Here is a 17,207-nt window from a genome sequence, read left to right on the forward strand (position 1 = left end):
ACTCCGAGTGGTGGGGCAAAAAGCGTTTTGCTTACTTTTGCCTGGGCCGGCATTCCGGCTGTTCAAAAGTGAGCCGCCGTCAGGCGGAACCATAGGAGGCCGTTACCGAAGAAATGGATATGTACTTTGCTGCGTGTCAGCTGTTGGAGCGCAACGCCGAGCCCAGTTCAACCTTGCTCTTGACCCCCAGCTGCACGTAGCAATTGCGCAGGTAGGTGCGAACGGTGGCCGGGCTCAAGGCCAGGATCCTGGCGATTTCCTTGTAGGAGTGGCCCGCGGCAAACAGCATGGCCGCCGTGCGTTCGCGGGGGGCCAGGACCACCCCGCGCGGTGGCGCTTCGAGGGACAGGATCACGTGCTCGGCATTCGGGCTCAGGGTCAGGGCGCAGCGGCCCAGGCGCATCACACAGGGGACTTTGGCCAGTTGGGCGATGACCTGGGCCGGCAGGTTCGAGCCGTTCCACCCCGGCACTTCGCGGCCAATCGCGGCGCACAACTGCGCGCCCACATACAGCAGGCTGCCGTCCATGCGCGCCACGCCAAAATCGCTGGCGCCATTGCCGGTGTCGAGGCGGATCATGTCCTGCACCTGGAATCGCCACAGCTGCAACAAGTGATCACAGAAGGCCTGGAACAACCCAGCCTCGCACTCATTGAAGGTCGCATCGCCGACGCCCCGGTACAGGCAGACAAAAAAGTACAGGCCGCTTTCGGGTAACTCGAAGGTGATGCTCATCAGGTGATAGAGATCATGCCGGCGGGCGAAGTCGTTCACTTGCTCGTTGGGGTCGGTGAACTCGCTGTCGCGCATCACCTGGCCCAATCGGGTGAAGGTGTCATTGGCGAAGCAATCCAGTTCCGCCACCTGGCTCCACTCCTCGACAAACGACTCCGGCAGGTCGATACGCCCGTGCATCCAGCTTTGCGGCGGCGCGCTGGCATGGGAGGCCGACATCTCGCCCCACCAACCCGAGGCAAAGGGCACCAATTGGCGAAAGGCTTGCAGGCCTTCGGCAATGAAGTGCGAACCGCCCCGCTCCCGCGCCACCCGGGACAGTTGGAGCAGGCAACGATTAAATGCCTCGAACGTGGCCATCGACATCTGTGCAGCGCACAACTCACCCGCAACCATCACGACAACCCCGACTACTGAACAAGCCTGACGTACCTGAGCGCTGGACCATGCCACAGGCGGCGCAACAGCGTCCAGCCAGCCAACCGGGTCATTGCGGACACGGCGCAAAAAGGCGTTGTGTTCCCTCGAGAACCGATGTTATGTTCATAACACGGTCATAATAAATGACACAAACATAACAATCCCGTACCTGGCGCGCCCCTATGTCCATGGAAAAGAACAGTTTTCTGCAGTTGCTGGAACAAAAGTTCTCCAGCCTGACCCCGACCGGCAAGCGCATCGCCAGTTACCTGCTCGGCAACCCGGAGCAATTGCCCTTCGAGTCGGCCGACAGCATCGCCCAGCAGACCTCCACCACCGGGATTTCCGTGGGGCGTTTCTTGCGTTCCCTGGGCTACCAGAATATCGATGAGGTCAAGCAGAGCCTGCGCGGCGAAGCACCGACTTCCTGGCTGATCACCGACCGGATTGCCGCCTTCCGTGCCGAAGCCAACGCCGACGACGCCCTGGAGCGTTCCCAGCATCGTGAGATCGAAGCGATCCAGATGGTCTACGCCCTGGCGCGCGGTGAAACCTTTGCCCAGATCGTGCAGCGCATCTACGAAGCCGATGCGGTGTTCATTCTCGGGATCCAGTCCACGCGCGGGATCCTCACGGCCTTCCACAGTCACCTGGAATACATTCGCCCCAAGGTCTACTACGTCGATGGCCTGTCGGGCATTTATGCCGAGACCCTGAACTCCGGCTTCGCCAACCCGTACGCCATCATTGCCGACTTTCGCGCGTACTCCAGCGTGACCCAGACCTTTTGCGACGCGGCGATCGACAACGACCTGCCCCTGGCGCTGATCACCGACCTGCAATGCCCCTGGGCCCGTGACTACCCCCTTGACCTGATGCAGTTGAAAACCGATGTCGGGCAGTTCTGGGACTCCCCGGCGCCCCTGGCGTGCCTGTTGAACCTGATGGTTTCGGCGGTCGCGGAAAAATACGGCGAGCGCCTCGACGAACGCCTGGCCAGGAACCGTCAACTGCAAAAAGCCTTCGGCCAGTTCGAAGGCTGATACCCCCGCCCCACTGAATCCCAACTGGAGTGTTTGCGTGAGCCACAGCCCCCTTGTAGAAATTGACGCCCAGCGTTATCAGGTGCAAATCGATCTGATCTACGCCAGTGCCGACAACCTGGCTGGAAAAGTGATCTACCCGACGGCGCGTTGCCTGTTGCACAGCACCGCCGCCGAGTGCCTGGACAAGGCCAGCCAACTGGCGCGCCTGGCCGGTTATACCCTGCGCATCTATGACGCCTACCGCCCGCCGTATGCCCAGTACCTGTTATGGGAAGCCCTGCCCAACAACGACTACGTGCGTGATCCCCACCTGGGCTCGCACCACAGCCGTGGCGTGGCCGTCGACCTGACGCTGGTGGACAGCGACGGCGCGCCGCTGGACATGGGCACGGCCTTCGACGCGATGGAAGAAAAGTCCCACCAGTTTTACCCCGACCTGCCAGCGAGCGTGCAGCGCAACCGCCTGCTACTGCTGGGAATCATGCTCGGCGCCGGCTTCCAGGCCATCGCCACCGAGTGGTGGCATTTCGAGTTGCCGAACGCCGACGACTACCCCCTGCTGGAGGCCTGACCCACCCCTGACCAACACGTAACGAAGAAACCGCAGAGTTTCGCCGCTGTATACAACAACAAGATGCTCCGCCCTGCTTCACCTGCTACTGCCCGGTTATAGATTTTATAAAAACAAACCTGACGTACTTCCATACATCGAATGATCAAGGAAACCGGCATGACCCCAATCACCACCGTGACCCGCAAACCTTTTCCCCGCGTCGGCAAACTGCTGCTGAGCGTCCTGTGCAGCGCCCTGAGCCTCGGCGCCTGGCAAGCCGCCACCGCGGCCGTCGCCCAGGACACTCTGGTCATCGGCAAACCCGCCGACCCGCAGACCCTCGACCCGGCCGTGACCTTCGACAACAACGACTGGACCATCACCTACCCGTCCTACCAACGCCTGGTGGGCTACAAGATCGAGGGTGACAAGAGCAGCACCGAAGTCCAGGGCGACCTGGCTGAAAGCTGGACCGTTTCCCCGGACAACCTGGTCTGGGAATTCAAGATCAAGCCCGGCAACAAGTTCGATGACGGCGCCCCTGTGGACGCCGCCGCCGTGAAGTTTTCCTTCGACCGCCTGATGACCCTCAAGCAGGGGCCGTCCGGTGCGTTCCCGGAAGACATGGTGGTCGCCGTGATCGATCCACAGACCATCCGCTTCACCCTCAAGACGCCGTTCGCCCCGTTCCTGTTCACCCTGGCCCACAACGGCGCTTCGATCGTCAACCCGGCCGTGGCCAGCAAGGGCGCCGACACCAACGCCTGGCTGTCCAGCCACACCGCAGGTTCCGGCCCTTACCGCCTGAGCAACTGGCAGAAAGGCCAGTCGCTGACCATGGAGCCCAACCCGCACTTCGCCGGGCCCAAGCCTGCGCTGAAAACCGTGGTGCTGAAGATCATCGCCGAACCGTCGGTGCGCCGCCTGCAACTGGAACGCGGTGACCTGGACATCATCGAAGACATGCCCGAAGACCAGTTGGGCGCACTCGCCAGCAAGCCGGGCGTGGTGGTCAAGGAGTACCCGTCGCTGCGGGTCACCTACCTGTACCTGAACAACAAGAAAGGCCCGCTGACCAGCGTCGACGCCCGCCGGGCGATTACCGAAGCGGTGGACTACAACGGCATCGTCAAGGGCATTCTCAAGGACAAGGCCAAGCTGCTGAACGGGCCGATCCCGGATGGCATGTGGGCCTACGACAGCTCCCTGCCCGAGATGAAGCAGGACATGGCAGCCGCCAAGGAGAGCCTGGCCAAGGCGCCGCAGAAGATCACCAACCTGAGCTACATGTACTCGGACAAGGACGCCAACTGGGAGCCGATCGGCCTGACCCTGCAAGCGGCCCTGGCGCCCCTGGGCATCAACCTCAAGCTGGAGAAAACCGCCAACGCCACCCTGCGTGAGCGTGTCGGCCAGGCCGACTACGACATCGCCGTGGGCACCTGGAGCCCGGACTTCGCCGACCCCTACATGTTCATGAACTTCTGGTTCGACTCCAAGATGCAGGGCCTGCAAGGCAACCGTTCGTTCTACAGCAACCCTCAGGTCGACAGCCTGATCCGCGAGGCCGCCACCACCAGCGACACGGCCAAGCGCGTCGAGCTGTACCAGAGTGCGCAAAAAATGGTGCTCAAGGACAGCGTCTACGCCTACCTCTATCAGAAGAGCTACACCCTGCCGATGCGTGATTCGGTCAAGGGCTACGTGTTCAACCCGATGCTGGAACAGGTGTTCAACCTCGCCGGCATGAGCAAGTAAATCCGCTCCCTCGCGCCAGTCAGCGATGGCTGGCGCGGCTGTTGAATTTTGTCGTTGCTGTGACTGAGGTGCCCAATGGCCTTCCTGACTCTGTTGCGCAAGCGCCTGTTCGGCCTGGTGTTGGTCGTGTTCGGCGTTTCGCTGATTACCTTTGCAATTTCCCACTTGATTCCCGGGGATCCGGCCCGGCTGATCGCTGGCGACCGGGCCAGCGATGCGCTGGTGGCGGGCATTCGTCACCAGTTGGGGCTGGACCTGCCGTTGTACCAACAATACGGCCGCTACCTGATGGACCTGTTGCACGGCGACCTCGGGACGTCGATCCGCACCAACCGTCCGGTGCTGGAAGACTTGCAGGCGTTCTTCCCCGCCACGCTGGAACTGGCCCTGGTGGCGCTGTTCCTGGCGATCCTGGTGGGCGTGCCCCTGGGCGTGCTGTCGGCGGTCTATCACAACCGGGCGATTGACCAGATCGCGCGGACCCTGGCGGTCACTGGCATTTCCACGCCGGCCTTCTGGCTGGGCCTGGGGGCCATTGTGCTGTTCTACGGGCACCTGGGCTGGCTGCCCGGCGGTGGTCGCTTGTCCGAAGGCGTGGCGCCGCCGCCGACCTTCACCGGCTTCTACCTGATCGACGCCCTGCTGGCCGGTGACGGCGGGCTGTTTCTCGACGCCCTGGAACACCTGATCCTGCCGGCCGCGACCCTCGGGTTCGTGACCCTGGGGGTGGTCGCTCGGCAGATCCGCTCGGCGATGCTCGACCAACTGGGCGAGGACTACATCCGCACAGCCCGCGCCTATGGCCTGTCACGCTGGACGGTGATCCTGCGCCATGCGCTACCCAATGCGCTGATCCCGTCGGTGACGGTGCTGGGGCTGACCCTGGGTGACTTGCTGTATGGCGCGGTGCTGACTGAAACCGTGTTCGCCTGGCCCGGCATGGGCGCCTACGTGGTCAAGTCGATCCAGTCCCTGGACTTCCCGGCGGTGATGGGCTTCGCGATCCTGGTGTCGTTTATCTATGTACTGCTGAACATGGCCATCGATCTTCTGTACCGCGTGATCGATCCACGCATTGGCGAGGTGAATTGAAATGTCCCTGACCCTGACAGCCGCGCGCGGTCCGCGCTGGCGCGAAAAACTCGCCTACCTGGCCTACCAGATCCGCCGCAGCCCGCTGACCATGGCCGGCCTGGCGATCACCTTGATTGTCCTGCTGTGCATGATCTTTGCGCCCTGGCTGGCCAGCCATGATCCCAATGCCCTGAACCTCGCCGAGCGTCTGGCACCGCCGTCGGCCGAGCACTGGTTCGGCACCGATGAAGTCGGCCGCGACCTGTTCAGCCGGGTCCTGTACGGCAGCCAGCAATCGGTGGGCGTCGGCCTGTTCGTGGCCTTTGCCTCGTGCTTGATTGGCGGCTTGCTGGGCTGTTTTTCCGGCGTGATCGGCGGGCGTTTCGATGCCCTGACCATGCGCCTGATGGACATCATGCTGTCGGTTCCGTCGCTGGTGCTGATCATGGCCCTGGCTGCCGCGCTGGGCGCCAGCCTGTTCAATGCCATGTTGGCGATTACCCTGGTTCGGATTCCGTCCTATGTGCGCCTGGCCCGCGGCCAGGCCCTGAGCATCCGCCAGATGGGCTACGTCAAGGCCGCCGAAACCTTCGGCGCCGGGCGCTGGCACATGGTCCACTGGCACGTCGCACGCAACGCCATGCCGCCCTTGCTGGTGCAGTTGAGTCTGGACATCGGCAGCGCCATCCTCATGGCGTCGGCCCTGGGCTTCATCGGCCTGGGCGCGCAGCAACCGACCGCCGAATGGGGCGCCATGGTCGCCACCGGGCGCAACTATATCCTCGACAACTGGTGGTACTCGACCTTCCCGGGGCTGGCGATCCTGATCACCGCCACCGGCTTCAACTTGCTGGGCGATGGCGTGCGCGATCTGCTCGACCCACGGCAACAGGGGAAATGACCATGCACACCGCTACGCCTGTATTGGCCATCGATAACCTGAGCCTGGAATTCCCGGCCTACAAGAACAACGTCAAGGCATTGAACGGCGTCTCGCTGCACGTCAATCCGGGGGAAATCGTCGGCGTGGTCGGCGAGTCCGGCTCGGGCAAGTCGGTCACCGCGATGCTCAGCATGCGCCTGCTGCCCGAACGCAGTTACCGGGTGACCGGTGGCAGCCTGCACATGCTCAACCGCGACATGCTCGCCGCCCCGGAAAAGGACTTGCTGCAGATTCGCGGTCGCGATGCGGCGATGATCTTCCAGGAGCCGATGACCGCGCTCAACCCGACCCGGCGCATTGGCCGGCAGATGCTCGACGTGATCATCCACCACCAGAAGATCAGTGCCGCCGAGGCCCGCACCAAGGCCATTGCGTTGCTGCGTGACATGCACATCGCCAGCCCTGAACAAGTGCTGGAAAGTTATCCCTTCGAGCTGTCCGGCGGCATGCGCCAACGGGTGATGATCGCCCTGGCGTTTTCCTGCGAACCGCAACTGCTGATCGCCGACGAACCGACCACCGCCCTCGACGTCACGGTGCAACGCCAGGTGCTGTTGCTGCTGCGGGAAAAGGCCCGGCAAAAAGGCACGGCGATCTTGCTGATCACCCACGACATGGCGCTGGTCTCGCAGTTCTGCGACCGGGTCTACGTGATGTACACCGGCGCCGTGGTCGAGCAAGGCAGCACGGCCCAGGTGATGGGCAATCCCCAACACCCGTACACCCAGGGACTGCTCAGCGGCCTGCCGGAAATGGTCGAGCCGGGGCAGCCGTTGATGACCATCCCCGGACAGGTGCCTAACCTGGCCTCCCTGCCCGTGGGCTGCACCTTCGAAGACCGCTGCCCCCACAGCATGCCGGTGTGTGGCAAGCGTCCGGTCCTGACCCCCATCCAGGGTGATGAGCAACGCCAAAGCGCGTGCTGGTTGCCGCTTAAGGAGTTTGCGTGATGAACAGTGCGCTGATTCACCCCGTTACCGAAACCGCAGCCGAGATCCTGCGGCTCACGGATGTGCGTGTGCGCTTCCCGGTGAGCAACGATTGGCTGGGGCGGCCACGGGGTTTCGCCCACGCCCTCAATGGCATCGACCTGCAAGTGCGGGCCGGCGAAACCCTGGGCATCGTCGGCGAATCCGGCTGTGGCAAAAGCACCCTGGCCCAGTTGTTGATGGGCCTGCTCGCGCCCAGCAGCGGTGAGCTGAACTGGGCTGCCGGCAGCAAGGGCCCGGGCAGCAGCAACGTGCAGATTGTGTTCCAGGATCCACAGTCGTCCCTCGATCCACGCCTGCCCATCTGGAGGATCATCACTGAACCGCTGTACGCCCGGGGCAACCGCAACCGCGACCAGATGCGCGAGATCGCGGCCACGGTTGCGGCGCAGGTGGGGATCCGCCCGGAGTATCTGGACCGGTTTGCCCACCAGTTTTCCGGTGGCCAACGGCAACGGATCGCCATTGCCAGGGCGCTGTCCTCGGACCCGGATATCATCGTCCTCGACGAGCCGACCTCGGCCCTGGATATCTCGGTGCAGGCGCAGATCCTCAACCTGCTGGCTGAACTGCAACGGGCTCGCAACCTGACGTACATCTTGATCTCGCACAACGTCTCGGTGGTGCGGCACATGGCCGACCGTGTGGCGGTGATGTACCTGGGGCAGATCGTCGAGCTGGGCAGCGCCGCCCAGGTCCTCGAAGAACCGCGCCATCCCTACACTCGCCTGCTGTTCGAAGCGGTGCCGCGCCTGGGGGTTGCCCTGCATGCCGAGCAGGTCGCCGCGCCGACCGAGTTGCCCGGTAACCGACGTCTGCCCGAAGGCTGTTTTTTCCGTGAGCGCTGCAGCTTCAGCACCCACGGCTGCGAACAGCCGCAGGTGATGCGCGGGGGTGAGCAGCAGCGCGTCAGGTGTCACGTCCAGCGGTGATCGAACCGGGCCAGCCGGGGAGCCACTCCCCGGCTGCTAGGGGTGAGATGCGGACCCGCTAAAGCTCATCGTCCTTTTTGCCCGACAACGGCGAGCGGTACTCGTGGCGCTCCTCGGCATCGGGTGCCTCTATGTTGCTGCCCGGCACGAACACGTTAGTCCGCAGTTCCCGGGCGTCGACCTCCATGACTCCCGGCACGCCGCGGGCCAGTTCAATGACCTGATCACATTGGCGATGGGTCAGCACCCTGCCGCTCAGGGCCACTGTGCCGGCGTGCGTCTTGACGTGGACATTCAGGCTCAACGCCTTGTCAAAGAAAGCCAGAGCGGATTTCACCCGGGTGGTGGTCCACGTGTCGTGAACGGCCATGCCCAGGTCGTGGGACAAATGCTGCAAGGAATGATTTTTCATGGCAGAACCCTCTGTTGTGAGTCGTCGCATGGCCGGCGGGTTCGCCGGGCAATACGCACCCCAACACAGGTTAATTATAGTGCGTCGCGCGGTGCCGATTGGCCACGCAAGAAGGCCGCCAGAAAGGCGGCCTAGGGGATCTTGCACACCCGAGGGGTGTTACTGCGCCATGGCGTCTTTTTTCATGGCGTCCTTGCTCATCGCATCTTTACCCATTGCATCCTTGCTCATTGCATCTTTGCCCATTGCGTCCTTGCTCATTGCATCTTTGCTCATTGCATCTTTGCTCATTGCATCTTTGCCCATTGCATCTTTGCTCATGGCGTCCTTGGACATCGCGTCCTTCTGCATGGCGCCCTTGCTCATGGCATCTTTGGACATGGTGTCCTTGCCCATGGTGTCAGCGGCATAAACGCTGGCGGCGCCCAGTGCCAGGCACATGGACAGGACGGCAGTGGTGATCTTATTCATGGTGTAACTCCTTGAAGCTCAGGTTGCGATTCGACGCAGCGGGCGCTGCGCCGTGAAAAAACGAAAGCGCCCTTCAGCTACCCCCGAACCAGTTGTAGCCCTGGTCTTCCCAGTAGCCACCGCTGTAGGTATTACTGACGAATATCGCCTGGATGTGTTTGGGGTTCTTGTAGCCCAGCTTGGTCGGCATGCGCAGCTTCATCGGAAAGCCATAGCGACGCGGCAGTACTTCGCCGTCATAGGTCAGGGCCAGCAAGGTCTGTGCATGCAGGGCGGTGGCCATGTCGATGCTGGTGTAGTAGTCGTCGGCGCATTTGAAACCGACATACTTGGCATTGGTGTCGGCACCGATGCGCCTGAGAAAATCGCTGAAGCGCACCCCGCCCCAGCGGCCAATTGCACTCCAGCCTTCCACGCAGATGTGCCGGGTGATCTGCTCGGTCTGCGCCATGGCACGCAATTCGTCGAGGCGCCAACTGCGCCGGTCCGCCACCAGGCCGGTGACCTCCAATCGATACTCGGCCTCCTCCACCACTGGTACCTGGTCAATGCCGTAGAAGGCATTGAAGGGGAACGGCCGGGTAATCATCGACTGCGGATACGTCGGCGCCAGTGCGTTGGGGTTGAACAGCCAGCCCTGCACCCGGTCGTTGAAGCGCGACATGGCCGACAGCGCGGTCTCGACACTGTCGTTGTCACTCAGGCTGCAGCCGGACAACATCGCCACCCCGCCCAGGGTCAGGCCCCTGAGCAGGAACGAGCGGCGCGAGCGGTCCTCGATCTGCAACTGTGGCGCGAGGATCTTCCTGGCATCGGTCAGGATGGAGGACTCATCCAGCTGTGGATCTTGCGTGTGCTTGTTCATGTGCGCTCCTTGCGGCCGACGATCATCGCCCAGAGTGTTTTAGGCACCACGGCGACCATCAGCAGATGGACCGCAACGAACCCCACCAACAGCGCCATCGCCACGAAATGCACATGCCGGGCGGCTTCGTAGCCCCCCAGGAGCTCGCGCAACGTGGCGAACTGCACCGACTTCCAGAGCACCAGGCCGGAGACCACAAGCACCGCGATGTCGAGTATCACGAACAGGTAGGCCAGCCGTTGCACCTGGTTGTAGCGGCTCAGGTCGGCATGCCCCAAGCGTCCCCTCAAGGCGGCCCACAGGTCCTGCGCCACCCCCTTGGCCGACAGTGGAAAAAACTGCCGCGACAGGCGGCCACTGGCGAGGTTGATCAGCAGGTAGGCAAGGCCGTTGCACAGCAGCAGCCACATCGCCGCAAAATGCCATTGCAAGGCGCCGCCCAACCAGCCACCGAGGGTGATCGACAGGGGAAAACTGAAGTCGTACAGAGGGGAGGCGTTATAGATGCGCCAGCCGCTGGTCACCATGATCAGCACGGCCAGGGCATTGAGCCAGTGGGTCAACCGCAGCCAGCGGGGGTGGCTGGCATGCCGGTGCTCGAGAGGCGCGCGGACGGGGGTGGGCAGCACTGACATGATCAGTTCCTGACGTTGGATTTGTCAGGGAGTATGCGAATCAATAGATCGCTAAATCCTCACGGAAAGTTCAATTAACTGTGATAACTACCAAGCGGCTTCCCGAGGTATCGCCCTCCGGCCCGCATTCACCGGCCTCCTGGGCCCCTATCACCCTGCTCTATCGTCGATGACTTTCGATTGGCCCTGGCGCAGGGTGATGTTTCAACCGGAGGGATTCGACATGCTCAACACACTCAAACAGATCAACCAGCGTTCAGCCTTCAACCGCTGGGCCGGCCTGCACGTGACCCGCGCCGACAGCGGCGAGGTGGAGCTGAGCATGGCCTTTCGCGAGGCCGACATGGCCCAATATGCCGGCTTCCTGCACGCGGGGATGATCGCCGCCCTGCTCGATACCGCCTGCGGTTTTGCCGCCGGGACAGTGGCCGGTAACGTGCTGGCCTCGCATTTCTCGGTGAACTGCTTGGCACCGGCGGTGGGTGAGGTGTTCATCGCCAGGGGCAAGGTGATCAAGGCCGGCAAGAAGCAGGTGTTCGCCCGCGCTGAACTGTTTGCCCAGAGCGGCGAGCAGTTGAAACTGGTGGCCACCGGGGATGCGATCCTGGTGCCGGTCGAGGCGGGCTGAGGACCGGCCGGGACGCTGCACAATCTTTGACAGTTTCCCGACAAAGCTGTCAAAGATTACCTGCGTTCGCGCCCCTAGCATGGCGGCATCCTCATTTCCCCTGGGTGCCCCATGTCGTCGCTGAGCAACTGCAAGTGTCTATGCCTCTCCCTCACCTCCTTCGGCCTGTTGATCGGGGCCGAGCCGCTGCCTGCCGACGATTGGCACGCCCGTGTGCAAGCCGGCATCGCCCACCTGCCCCGCTACAGCGGCAGCGACGAGCGGGTCAGTGCACCGCTGCTGGGTGTGCAGATCACCAGCCCTTATGGACTCTTCCTGGACAGCGACAAGGGCTTGGGCTGGGCCTTTGACGAGGACGACTTTGGCCTGAGCCTGTACGTCGGCGCCAGTGACGGGCGCAAGGATCGCAAATCGCAGTTCCACGGCAGCGACGCACTCAACGGCATGGGTTCGATCCAATCGCGCCCGGTATTCGGCCTTGAGGCCACCTACCCCCTGGGCGAAGCCATCCTTGGCGCGACTTTCGAGCACGCGCTGAAAAAGGACGACGATCCTGACACCGGCTCGGCCTACAACCACCTGAAACTGAGCATCAGCGCGCCGCTGTACAAGGGTGCCTACGGCGAATTGCTGGGCAGCCTCAACAGCCAGTTCGGTGACGGCAACTATGTGCGCACCTGGTATGGCGTCAGCGCCAAACAGGCTTCGCACAGCCAGTTCCGCGCCCACGACACCCACGCTGGGCTGGTCAGTCGCGGCGCGGACCTGAGCTGGTCCCTGCCGATCAATGAACAGTGGAGCGTGTCGACGGTGCTGGCGCTGCAGTACCTCAACGGCGATGCCGCCGACAGCCCACTGGTCGAACGACGGTGGCAGACGGCAGCAACTGGCCAGGTGGTGTACACCTTTTGAGGGTCACAGTCGTTGTGGCAACTGACTTGCCAGCGCCCCTCCCCTGTGGGACCGGGCTTGCCTGGAATGGCGGTGGGTCAGGTCTGTCAATGTCGGCCGTCCCACCCCCAACAACGGATCCACCCACAAACCCAGGATCACCATAAAAACCTTGAGCGATTTGGCGCGTAAGGGCTTCCCAGGTTAATCCAAGTGCGCCCAGGTCATGCGAAACGACGCCCCGCCCCACGGTGAGTCAGTCACCTGCACTTGCCCGCCATGGGATTGCGAAACCCGGCGTACCAACGCCAGGCCCAGGCCGAAGCCACCCGTGCGGCGGTCGCGGCTGGCGTCCAGGCGCGAGAACGGTTCGAAAATCTTTTCCCGCCCGTCCACCGGCACGCCAGGTCCATCGTCATTGACCCTCACTTCATAGTGATCGCCGTTACGCACCAGCGACACTTCCACCCGCCGCTCGGCATACCGAATGGCGTTGCGCAGCAGGTTGATCACCGCACGGGCCATGAAGCGCGGCTCCAGGCGCACCTGCGTCAGCTGGCACTCGACAATCAGCAACTGCACCCCGGCGGCCTCGGCCTCCAGCGCCACACTGCCGACCACGCTGTCGAGCCAGTTGTTGGCCTGGATGTTCTCCCGGCTGATGACCGTTGCGCCGCGTTCCAGGCTGGCGTAGGTCAGCAGCTCGGAGACCATCTCTTCCAGCTCGCCGAGGTCGGCATACATGTCCGCGATCAGGGCCTTGTTGGCACTCGGGTCCACCTGCTGCCGGAGCTGGTCCAGTTCGAACGACAATCGCGCAATCGGCGTGCGCAGTTCATGGGACACCGCGTTGGTCAGCTCGCGCTGGTTGGCGATCAGGCCTTCGATGCGCGCCGCCATCTGGTTGAAGTGCTCGGCCAGGTCACGAATGTTCGAGCGTTTGGACAACTGGATTCGCGCCGTCAGGTCATTGTCGCCAAAGCGTTCGGCGGCCAGGCGCAGTTTCTCAAGGTCCCGCCAGTGCGGGCGGACCCAGAAAAACAGCACGATGCCCAGCAACACCCCAAGCATGCTGTAGGCCAGAATCATATAGATGGTGGTGCGGCTGGGTTCCTCCGGCAACTGGATGCTCAGCAGTTGCTCGCCGTCGTCGATGCGCGAAATGAACTGGGTGTATTGGTCGCGGACCACCATCAGGTTATCCGCCAGTTCGGCCCGCTCGGTGTCGCTCAGTGCCAGCTCGGCCGGCTCGACCAACTGCAACCGCAGGCCGTAATGGGGCCGCAGTTTTTCCAGTTGCGCCTGCCGGCCCGGCCCGTCCAGCTCACGCAGTTGTTCCACCAGTGAATAGGCGGGCCCGCGCACGGCCTCACGGTTATAGGTTTTCAGGGTGTCGTCGAGAACGGCGGTAAAAGTCCGGTCCACCACCTCGAGGGCCGCCACCAGACCAATCGCCAGCACCAGGAACAGGCCAAAGAATAGACGCAGCATCTACAGCTCCCAGGCAAACGGATTGAACAGGTAGCCCTTGCCCCACACCGTCTTGATGCACACCGGCTCGCGCGGGTTGTCCTTGAGCTTGGCCCGCAGCTTGCTGATGTACACGTCGACGCTGCGGTTGAGGCCGTCGAAGGCGATGCCACGCATGCGGTTGAGGATATCGTCCCGGGACAGGGTCTTGCCGGCCGAGCTCGCCAGCAACCACAGCAACTCGAACTCCATGGTGGTCAGTTCGATCAGTTCGTCGGCCAGGCGCACTTCGCGGCAACTGCGGTCGATCAGCAGCCCGCCGAACTCCAGCGATCCGCGCACCGTGCTTTCCGGGACCTGGCGACGTTGCAGGGCACGCAGGCGCGCCAGCAGCACCGGCGGTTTGATCGGTTTGATCACATAGTCGTCGGCACCGGACTCCAGGCCGAGGATGTGGTCGAGGTCATCCTCCTTGGCAGTGAGGATGACGATGGGGGTGTCGGACAGGCTGCGGATCTCGCGACACAGGTGCAGCCCGCTCTGGCCCGGCAGCATCAGGTCGAGCACGACGATTTTCGGCTTGAACTCGATGAACGCGGCCAGGGCCAGGTCGCCGCGACACACCTGCCGCACTTCGAAGCCGTGCTGGGACAGGAAGTAGGCGATCAGTCCGGAGAGCTTTTCGTCGTCTTCCACCAGCAATACTTTGCCAAACCCCAGGTTATCCATAACGACCGTCGACCACGCCTTGAGTGAAGGGGTCGCATTATGGCGCCAATCGGCGGCGGGACGCAGACGACAGACGGCAAAAACCGCCCTTGGCGGACGGTTTTCAGTGATCTTTCATACTCTTAAGAGTTTTTAACAATTGCCCCGGATTCTTTGACAATGACCCGGCGGGTATTCAGGCGGCGGCCGGTACGCCGCTGTGGAAGCGGAATTCGACGTCCGGCGACTCGATCAGCTCCTGCTCGGCAGCACGGACCCGGTCGATCACCTGGGCGATGTCCTTGGCGTCGCCGTACTGGTAGGCCAGCTTCAGGTAGCCCTGGAAGTGCCGGGCTTCGCTTTTCAGCAGACCGAAGTAGAACGTGCCCAGTTCCTCGTCCAGGTGCGGCACCAGTGCTTCGAATCGCTCGCAGCTGCGGGCTTCGATAAAGGCCCCGACCACCAGGGTGTCCACCAGCTTGACCGGCTCATGGCTGCGCACCACTTTGCGCAGGCCCGAGGCGTAGCGCCCGGCGGACAGCTGGCGCAGTTCGATCTTGCGCTTCTTCATCAGGCGCATGACCTGCTCGTGGTGCACCAGTTCTTCACGGGCCAGGCGCGACATCAGGTTGATCAGGTCGACATGGGAGTGGTACTTGGCAATCAGGCTCAACGCCGTGCTGGCGGCCTTGAACTCGCAGTTCTTGTGGTCGATCAGCAGGGTTTCCTGATCCGCCAGCGCCGCTTGAACCCAGCCATCCGGCGTCCGGCAACCGAGGAACTCATGAATCTCGGGAAGGATCATTGGCTCACTTCCGACAGTTCAACAGGACCAGAGGGCAGGACGGCGAGGATTTCAGGGATCGATGACATGGGGCTCACGGGCAATGGGTTCAAAGCGAGGCGCGATTATACCGGGCTGCCGGCAGACCACCAGTCGCTGCACTTGATATGCATCAAGGCCCTGGATCACCACCAGCATCTATAGTTGTGCAACAAGGTTATTTTCTGTCATCGGAGATCCCGACCATGCAAGACATCCGCAGCATTCTGGTGGTGATTGAGCCCTCTCCCGACGAAAGCCTGGCGCTCAAGCGCGCCAAGCTGATCGCCGGGGTCACCCAGGCACACCTGCATTTGCTGATTTGCGATAAAAAGCATGATCACTCGGCGCTGTTGAGCGTGCTCAAGGCCAGCCTGCAGGGCGAAGGCCACAGCGTGACCACCGAGCAGGCCTGGAACGAAACCGTGCACGACACCATTGTCGATGTGCAGCAGGCCGAAGGCTGTGGCCTGGTGATCAAGCAGCACTTTGCCGACAATCCGCTGAAAAAGTTCCTCCTGACCCCGGACGACTGGAAGCTGCTGCGCCAGTGCCCGAGCCCGGTGCTGCTGGTGAAAACCGCCAAGCCCTGGACCGGCGGGACCATCCTGGCGGCCATCGATGTGGGGAACAACGACCCTGAACACCGGGTATTGCACGCCACTATCGTCGATCATGGGTTCGACATCGCCCACCTGGCCAAGGCCCAACTGCATGTGATTACCGCGCATCCGTCGCCGATGCTGTCAGCCGCCGACCCGGTGTTCCAGCTCAAGGAAACCATCGAGGCGCGCTACCGCGAAGACTGCAAGGCGTTCCAGGCCGAGTTCGACATCGATGACGAGCACCTGCATGTCGAGGAAGGCCCGGCGGATGTCTTGATTCCGCACATGGCCCACAAGCTGCAGGCGGCGGTGACCGTGATTGGCAGCGTGGCGCGGACCGGATTCTCGGGGGCGTTGATCGGCAATACCGCCGAAGTGGTGCTCGACTCCCTGGAAAGCGACGTGCTGGTGCTCAAGCCGCAGGAGATCATGGATCACCTGGAGGAGTTGGTGTCTAGCGAGACCTGATGGGGCGCTTTCGCTGGAGAGCCCGCCCCCACCGGGGAGCCGGCTCTCCAGCGAGGTTCTTTCTAACCTAGCCGCCTAATACATCCTTGAGAAAACCCGGGGCGATGTACCGCTGGTAATGCGCCTCGGATAAAAGGAAAAATTCCCGATCAATGGCATCCCGCAGCTCCGGCAGGTTCCACGCGCGAAACTCCGGCAGCAGCACCATCCCATAGGCCTCCAGGTTGTTGATCACCCGCGCCCCACGGGCAATCAACTGGTAGGCCCAGCAATATTCCGACTGATGGGGCACAAAGCGGATTTTTCGTGATTCCAGCTGCTCGCGCAGGCGCTTGGCATCGAAAATTTCCAGCTTGCCGGCCATCACCTGCACCAATAACTGCTCAAGACGCAGCCACACGGCGCGTTTTTCTTCCTCGTTGTAACCGTTCCAGTGAATCACTTCATGGTGGAAACGCTTGCAACCACGGCACACCAGATCCCCGTAAACAGTGGAGCAGAGGCCGATGCAAGGGGTCTTGATAGTCTGATTGGGCATAGGTAGGCAGGACGCGAGAAAGCAGGACAGGCCGGCATGTTAGCCCTTTGTCTAACATTGATCACCCCTCAAAGTTCAGGGGCGAACTTACCTTTAATTTTTTTTTGCCGTAGAATCAGCCAGCCTTTTTAGGCGCCAATGTCCGTTAGAAGCTGTTTTCAAAGCGTCACGAGCACAGTCGTTCCTTCAGAGCGGTGTTGGCGACAGGTTTTTCAGCGGTGAACAACCTGTCGCCAACCCTC

General features: G+C 62.3%; 19 protein-coding genes. 10 read left to right on the plus strand and 9 right to left on the minus strand.

The window, feature by feature from the left end; translation table 11 throughout:
* Positions 1 to 136: 136 nt before the first annotated feature.
* Positions 137 to 1,096 carry a helix-turn-helix transcriptional regulator gene (locus H7995_RS16050; RefSeq protein WP_166589166.1) on the minus strand — a complete coding sequence of 320 codons (960 nt, stop codon included), beginning with the start codon at positions 1,094 to 1,096 and terminating at the stop codon, positions 137 to 139.
* A 242-nt stretch (positions 1,097 to 1,338) separates the two neighbouring features.
* Here H7995_RS16050 and H7995_RS16055 point away from each other — a divergent pair, with 242 nt between their 5' ends.
* The 7 genes from H7995_RS16055 to H7995_RS16085 all read left to right on the plus strand — a co-directional run bounded on the left by H7995_RS16055 (position 1,339) and on the right by H7995_RS16085 (position 8,451).
* Entirely contained in the window at positions 1,339 to 2,199 is an 861-nt protein-coding gene (locus H7995_RS16055; RefSeq protein WP_185818596.1) for a MurR/RpiR family transcriptional regulator, read from the plus strand.
* A gap of 37 nt (positions 2,200 to 2,236) precedes the next feature.
* Positions 2,237 to 2,773 (plus strand): D-alanyl-D-alanine dipeptidase, encoded by a 537-nt coding sequence (ddpX, locus tag H7995_RS16060; protein ID WP_185818597.1) that lies wholly within the window; start codon positions 2,237 to 2,239, stop codon positions 2,771 to 2,773.
* 159 nt (positions 2,774 to 2,932) lie between these two features.
* Positions 2,933 to 4,513, plus strand: coding sequence for an ABC transporter substrate-binding protein (locus H7995_RS16065; protein WP_185818598.1), 1,581 nt, complete (start codon positions 2,933 to 2,935; stop codon positions 4,511 to 4,513).
* A 75-nt stretch (positions 4,514 to 4,588) separates the two neighbouring features.
* Positions 4,589 to 5,605, plus strand: coding sequence for an ABC transporter permease (locus tag H7995_RS16070; RefSeq protein ID WP_095171400.1), 1,017 nt, complete (start codon positions 4,589 to 4,591; stop codon positions 5,603 to 5,605).
* Between the two features lies 1 nt (position 5,606).
* Positions 5,607 to 6,488, plus strand: coding sequence for a D,D-dipeptide ABC transporter permease (ddpC, locus tag H7995_RS16075; protein ID WP_095171402.1), 882 nt, complete (start codon positions 5,607 to 5,609; stop codon positions 6,486 to 6,488).
* A 2-nt stretch (positions 6,489 to 6,490) separates the two neighbouring features.
* Positions 6,491 to 7,480 carry an ABC transporter ATP-binding protein gene (locus tag H7995_RS16080; protein ID WP_182340962.1) on the plus strand — a complete coding sequence of 330 codons (990 nt, stop codon included), beginning with the start codon at positions 6,491 to 6,493 and terminating at the stop codon, positions 7,478 to 7,480.
* Positions 7,480 to 8,451 carry an oligopeptide/dipeptide ABC transporter ATP-binding protein gene (locus H7995_RS16085; RefSeq protein ID WP_185818599.1) on the plus strand — a complete coding sequence of 324 codons (972 nt, stop codon included), beginning with the start codon at positions 7,480 to 7,482 and terminating at the stop codon, positions 8,449 to 8,451. The genes H7995_RS16080 and H7995_RS16085 overlap by 1 nt, the downstream gene beginning before the upstream one ends.
* 58 nt (positions 8,452 to 8,509) lie before the next feature.
* Here H7995_RS16085 and H7995_RS16090 read toward each other — a convergent pair whose 3' ends face one another.
* The 4 genes from H7995_RS16090 to H7995_RS16105 all read right to left on the minus strand — a co-directional run bounded on the left by H7995_RS16090 (position 8,510) and on the right by H7995_RS16105 (position 10,834).
* Positions 8,510 to 8,863 (minus strand): BON domain-containing protein, encoded by a 354-nt coding sequence (locus H7995_RS16090; protein WP_166589011.1) that lies wholly within the window; start codon positions 8,861 to 8,863, stop codon positions 8,510 to 8,512.
* Between the two features lie 159 nt (positions 8,864 to 9,022).
* Complete coding sequence (locus tag H7995_RS16095) at positions 9,023 to 9,334, minus strand: pentapeptide MXKDX repeat protein (protein ID WP_185818600.1); 312 nt, start codon at positions 9,332 to 9,334, stop codon at positions 9,023 to 9,025.
* A 73-nt stretch (positions 9,335 to 9,407) separates the two neighbouring features.
* Positions 9,408 to 10,199, minus strand: coding sequence for a molybdopterin-dependent oxidoreductase (locus H7995_RS16100; protein ID WP_166589013.1), 792 nt, complete (start codon positions 10,197 to 10,199; stop codon positions 9,408 to 9,410).
* Positions 10,196 to 10,834, minus strand: coding sequence for a cytochrome b/b6 domain-containing protein (locus H7995_RS16105; RefSeq protein ID WP_166589014.1), 639 nt, complete (start codon positions 10,832 to 10,834; stop codon positions 10,196 to 10,198). The genes H7995_RS16100 and H7995_RS16105 overlap by 4 nt, the downstream gene beginning before the upstream one ends.
* A gap of 223 nt (positions 10,835 to 11,057) precedes the next feature.
* Here H7995_RS16105 and H7995_RS16110 point away from each other — a divergent pair, with 223 nt between their 5' ends.
* Together H7995_RS16110 and H7995_RS16115 are read left to right on the plus strand one after the other, a co-directional pair.
* Positions 11,058 to 11,462, plus strand: coding sequence for a PaaI family thioesterase (locus H7995_RS16110; protein ID WP_182340968.1), 405 nt, complete (start codon positions 11,058 to 11,060; stop codon positions 11,460 to 11,462).
* Positions 11,463 to 11,573: 111 nt separating this feature from the next.
* Positions 11,574 to 12,374, plus strand: a complete 801-nt coding sequence (locus H7995_RS16115; protein WP_185818601.1) for a MipA/OmpV family protein — start codon at positions 11,574 to 11,576, stop codon at positions 12,372 to 12,374.
* Positions 12,375 to 12,557: 183 nt separating this feature from the next.
* Here the strand turns inward: H7995_RS16115 and H7995_RS16120 are convergent, their stop codons facing one another.
* The 3 genes from H7995_RS16120 to H7995_RS16130 form a co-directional block, all read right to left on the minus strand.
* On the minus strand, positions 12,558 to 13,844 hold the full coding sequence (locus H7995_RS16120) for an ATP-binding protein (protein ID WP_166589017.1): 1,287 nt from the start codon (positions 13,842 to 13,844) through the stop codon (positions 12,558 to 12,560).
* The gene (locus H7995_RS16125; protein ID WP_185818602.1) at positions 13,845 to 14,552 is read right to left on the minus strand and encodes a winged helix-turn-helix domain-containing protein; all 708 of its coding nucleotides are present in this window, start codon (positions 14,550 to 14,552) and stop codon (positions 13,845 to 13,847) included.
* Positions 14,553 to 14,727: 175 nt separating this feature from the next.
* Positions 14,728 to 15,336, minus strand: coding sequence for a MiaE family protein (locus tag H7995_RS16130; protein WP_166589019.1), 609 nt, complete (start codon positions 15,334 to 15,336; stop codon positions 14,728 to 14,730).
* A 224-nt stretch (positions 15,337 to 15,560) separates the two neighbouring features.
* Between H7995_RS16130 and H7995_RS16135 the strand changes: the two genes are divergently transcribed.
* Entirely contained in the window at positions 15,561 to 16,427 is an 867-nt protein-coding gene (locus H7995_RS16135) for a universal stress protein (RefSeq protein WP_166589020.1), read from the plus strand.
* 67 nt (positions 16,428 to 16,494) lie between these two features.
* Here the strand turns inward: H7995_RS16135 and H7995_RS16140 are convergent, their stop codons facing one another.
* The gene (locus H7995_RS16140; RefSeq protein ID WP_166589021.1) at positions 16,495 to 16,965 is read right to left on the minus strand and encodes a DUF1289 domain-containing protein; all 471 of its coding nucleotides are present in this window, start codon (positions 16,963 to 16,965) and stop codon (positions 16,495 to 16,497) included.
* Between the last annotated feature and the right edge of the window lie 242 nt (positions 16,966 to 17,207).

This window comes from Pseudomonas kielensis (assembly GCF_014236655.1).
GTDB lineage: Bacteria > Pseudomonadota > Gammaproteobacteria > Pseudomonadales > Pseudomonadaceae > Aquipseudomonas > Aquipseudomonas kielensis.

Coding starts and splice junctions, on each gene's coding strand:
- H7995_RS16105 (WP_166589014.1), bottom strand. CDS start 10,834: ATGTCAGTGCTGCCCACCCCCGTCCGCGCGCCTCTCGAGCACCGGCAT.
- H7995_RS16135 (WP_166589020.1), top strand. CDS start 15,561: ATGCAAGACATCCGCAGCATTCTGGTGGTGATTGAGCCCTCTCCCGAC.
- H7995_RS16100 (WP_166589013.1), bottom strand. CDS start 10,199: ATGAACAAGCACACGCAAGATCCACAGCTGGATGAGTCCTCCATCCTG.
- H7995_RS16120 (WP_166589017.1), bottom strand. CDS start 13,844: ATGCTGCGTCTATTCTTTGGCCTGTTCCTGGTGCTGGCGATTGGTCTG.
- H7995_RS16130 (WP_166589019.1), bottom strand. CDS start 15,336: ATGATCCTTCCCGAGATTCATGAGTTCCTCGGTTGCCGGACGCCGGAT.
- H7995_RS16085 (WP_185818599.1), top strand. CDS start 7,480: ATGAACAGTGCGCTGATTCACCCCGTTACCGAAACCGCAGCCGAGATC.
- H7995_RS16055 (WP_185818596.1), top strand. CDS start 1,339: ATGTCCATGGAAAAGAACAGTTTTCTGCAGTTGCTGGAACAAAAGTTC.
- H7995_RS16095 (WP_185818600.1), bottom strand. CDS start 9,334: ATGAATAAGATCACCACTGCCGTCCTGTCCATGTGCCTGGCACTGGGC.
- H7995_RS16090 (WP_166589011.1), bottom strand. CDS start 8,863: ATGAAAAATCATTCCTTGCAGCATTTGTCCCACGACCTGGGCATGGCC.
- H7995_RS16080 (WP_182340962.1), top strand. CDS start 6,491: ATGCACACCGCTACGCCTGTATTGGCCATCGATAACCTGAGCCTGGAA.
- H7995_RS16115 (WP_185818601.1), top strand. CDS start 11,574: ATGTCGTCGCTGAGCAACTGCAAGTGTCTATGCCTCTCCCTCACCTCC.
- ddpC (WP_095171402.1), top strand. CDS start 5,607: ATGTCCCTGACCCTGACAGCCGCGCGCGGTCCGCGCTGGCGCGAAAAA.
- H7995_RS16065 (WP_185818598.1), top strand. CDS start 2,933: ATGACCCCAATCACCACCGTGACCCGCAAACCTTTTCCCCGCGTCGGC.
- H7995_RS16125 (WP_185818602.1), bottom strand. CDS start 14,552: ATGGATAACCTGGGGTTTGGCAAAGTATTGCTGGTGGAAGACGACGAA.
- H7995_RS16050 (WP_166589166.1), bottom strand. CDS start 1,096: ATGGCCACGTTCGAGGCATTTAATCGTTGCCTGCTCCAACTGTCCCGG.
- H7995_RS16070 (WP_095171400.1), top strand. CDS start 4,589: ATGGCCTTCCTGACTCTGTTGCGCAAGCGCCTGTTCGGCCTGGTGTTG.
- H7995_RS16110 (WP_182340968.1), top strand. CDS start 11,058: ATGCTCAACACACTCAAACAGATCAACCAGCGTTCAGCCTTCAACCGC.
- H7995_RS16140 (WP_166589021.1), bottom strand. CDS start 16,965: ATGCCCAATCAGACTATCAAGACCCCTTGCATCGGCCTCTGCTCCACT.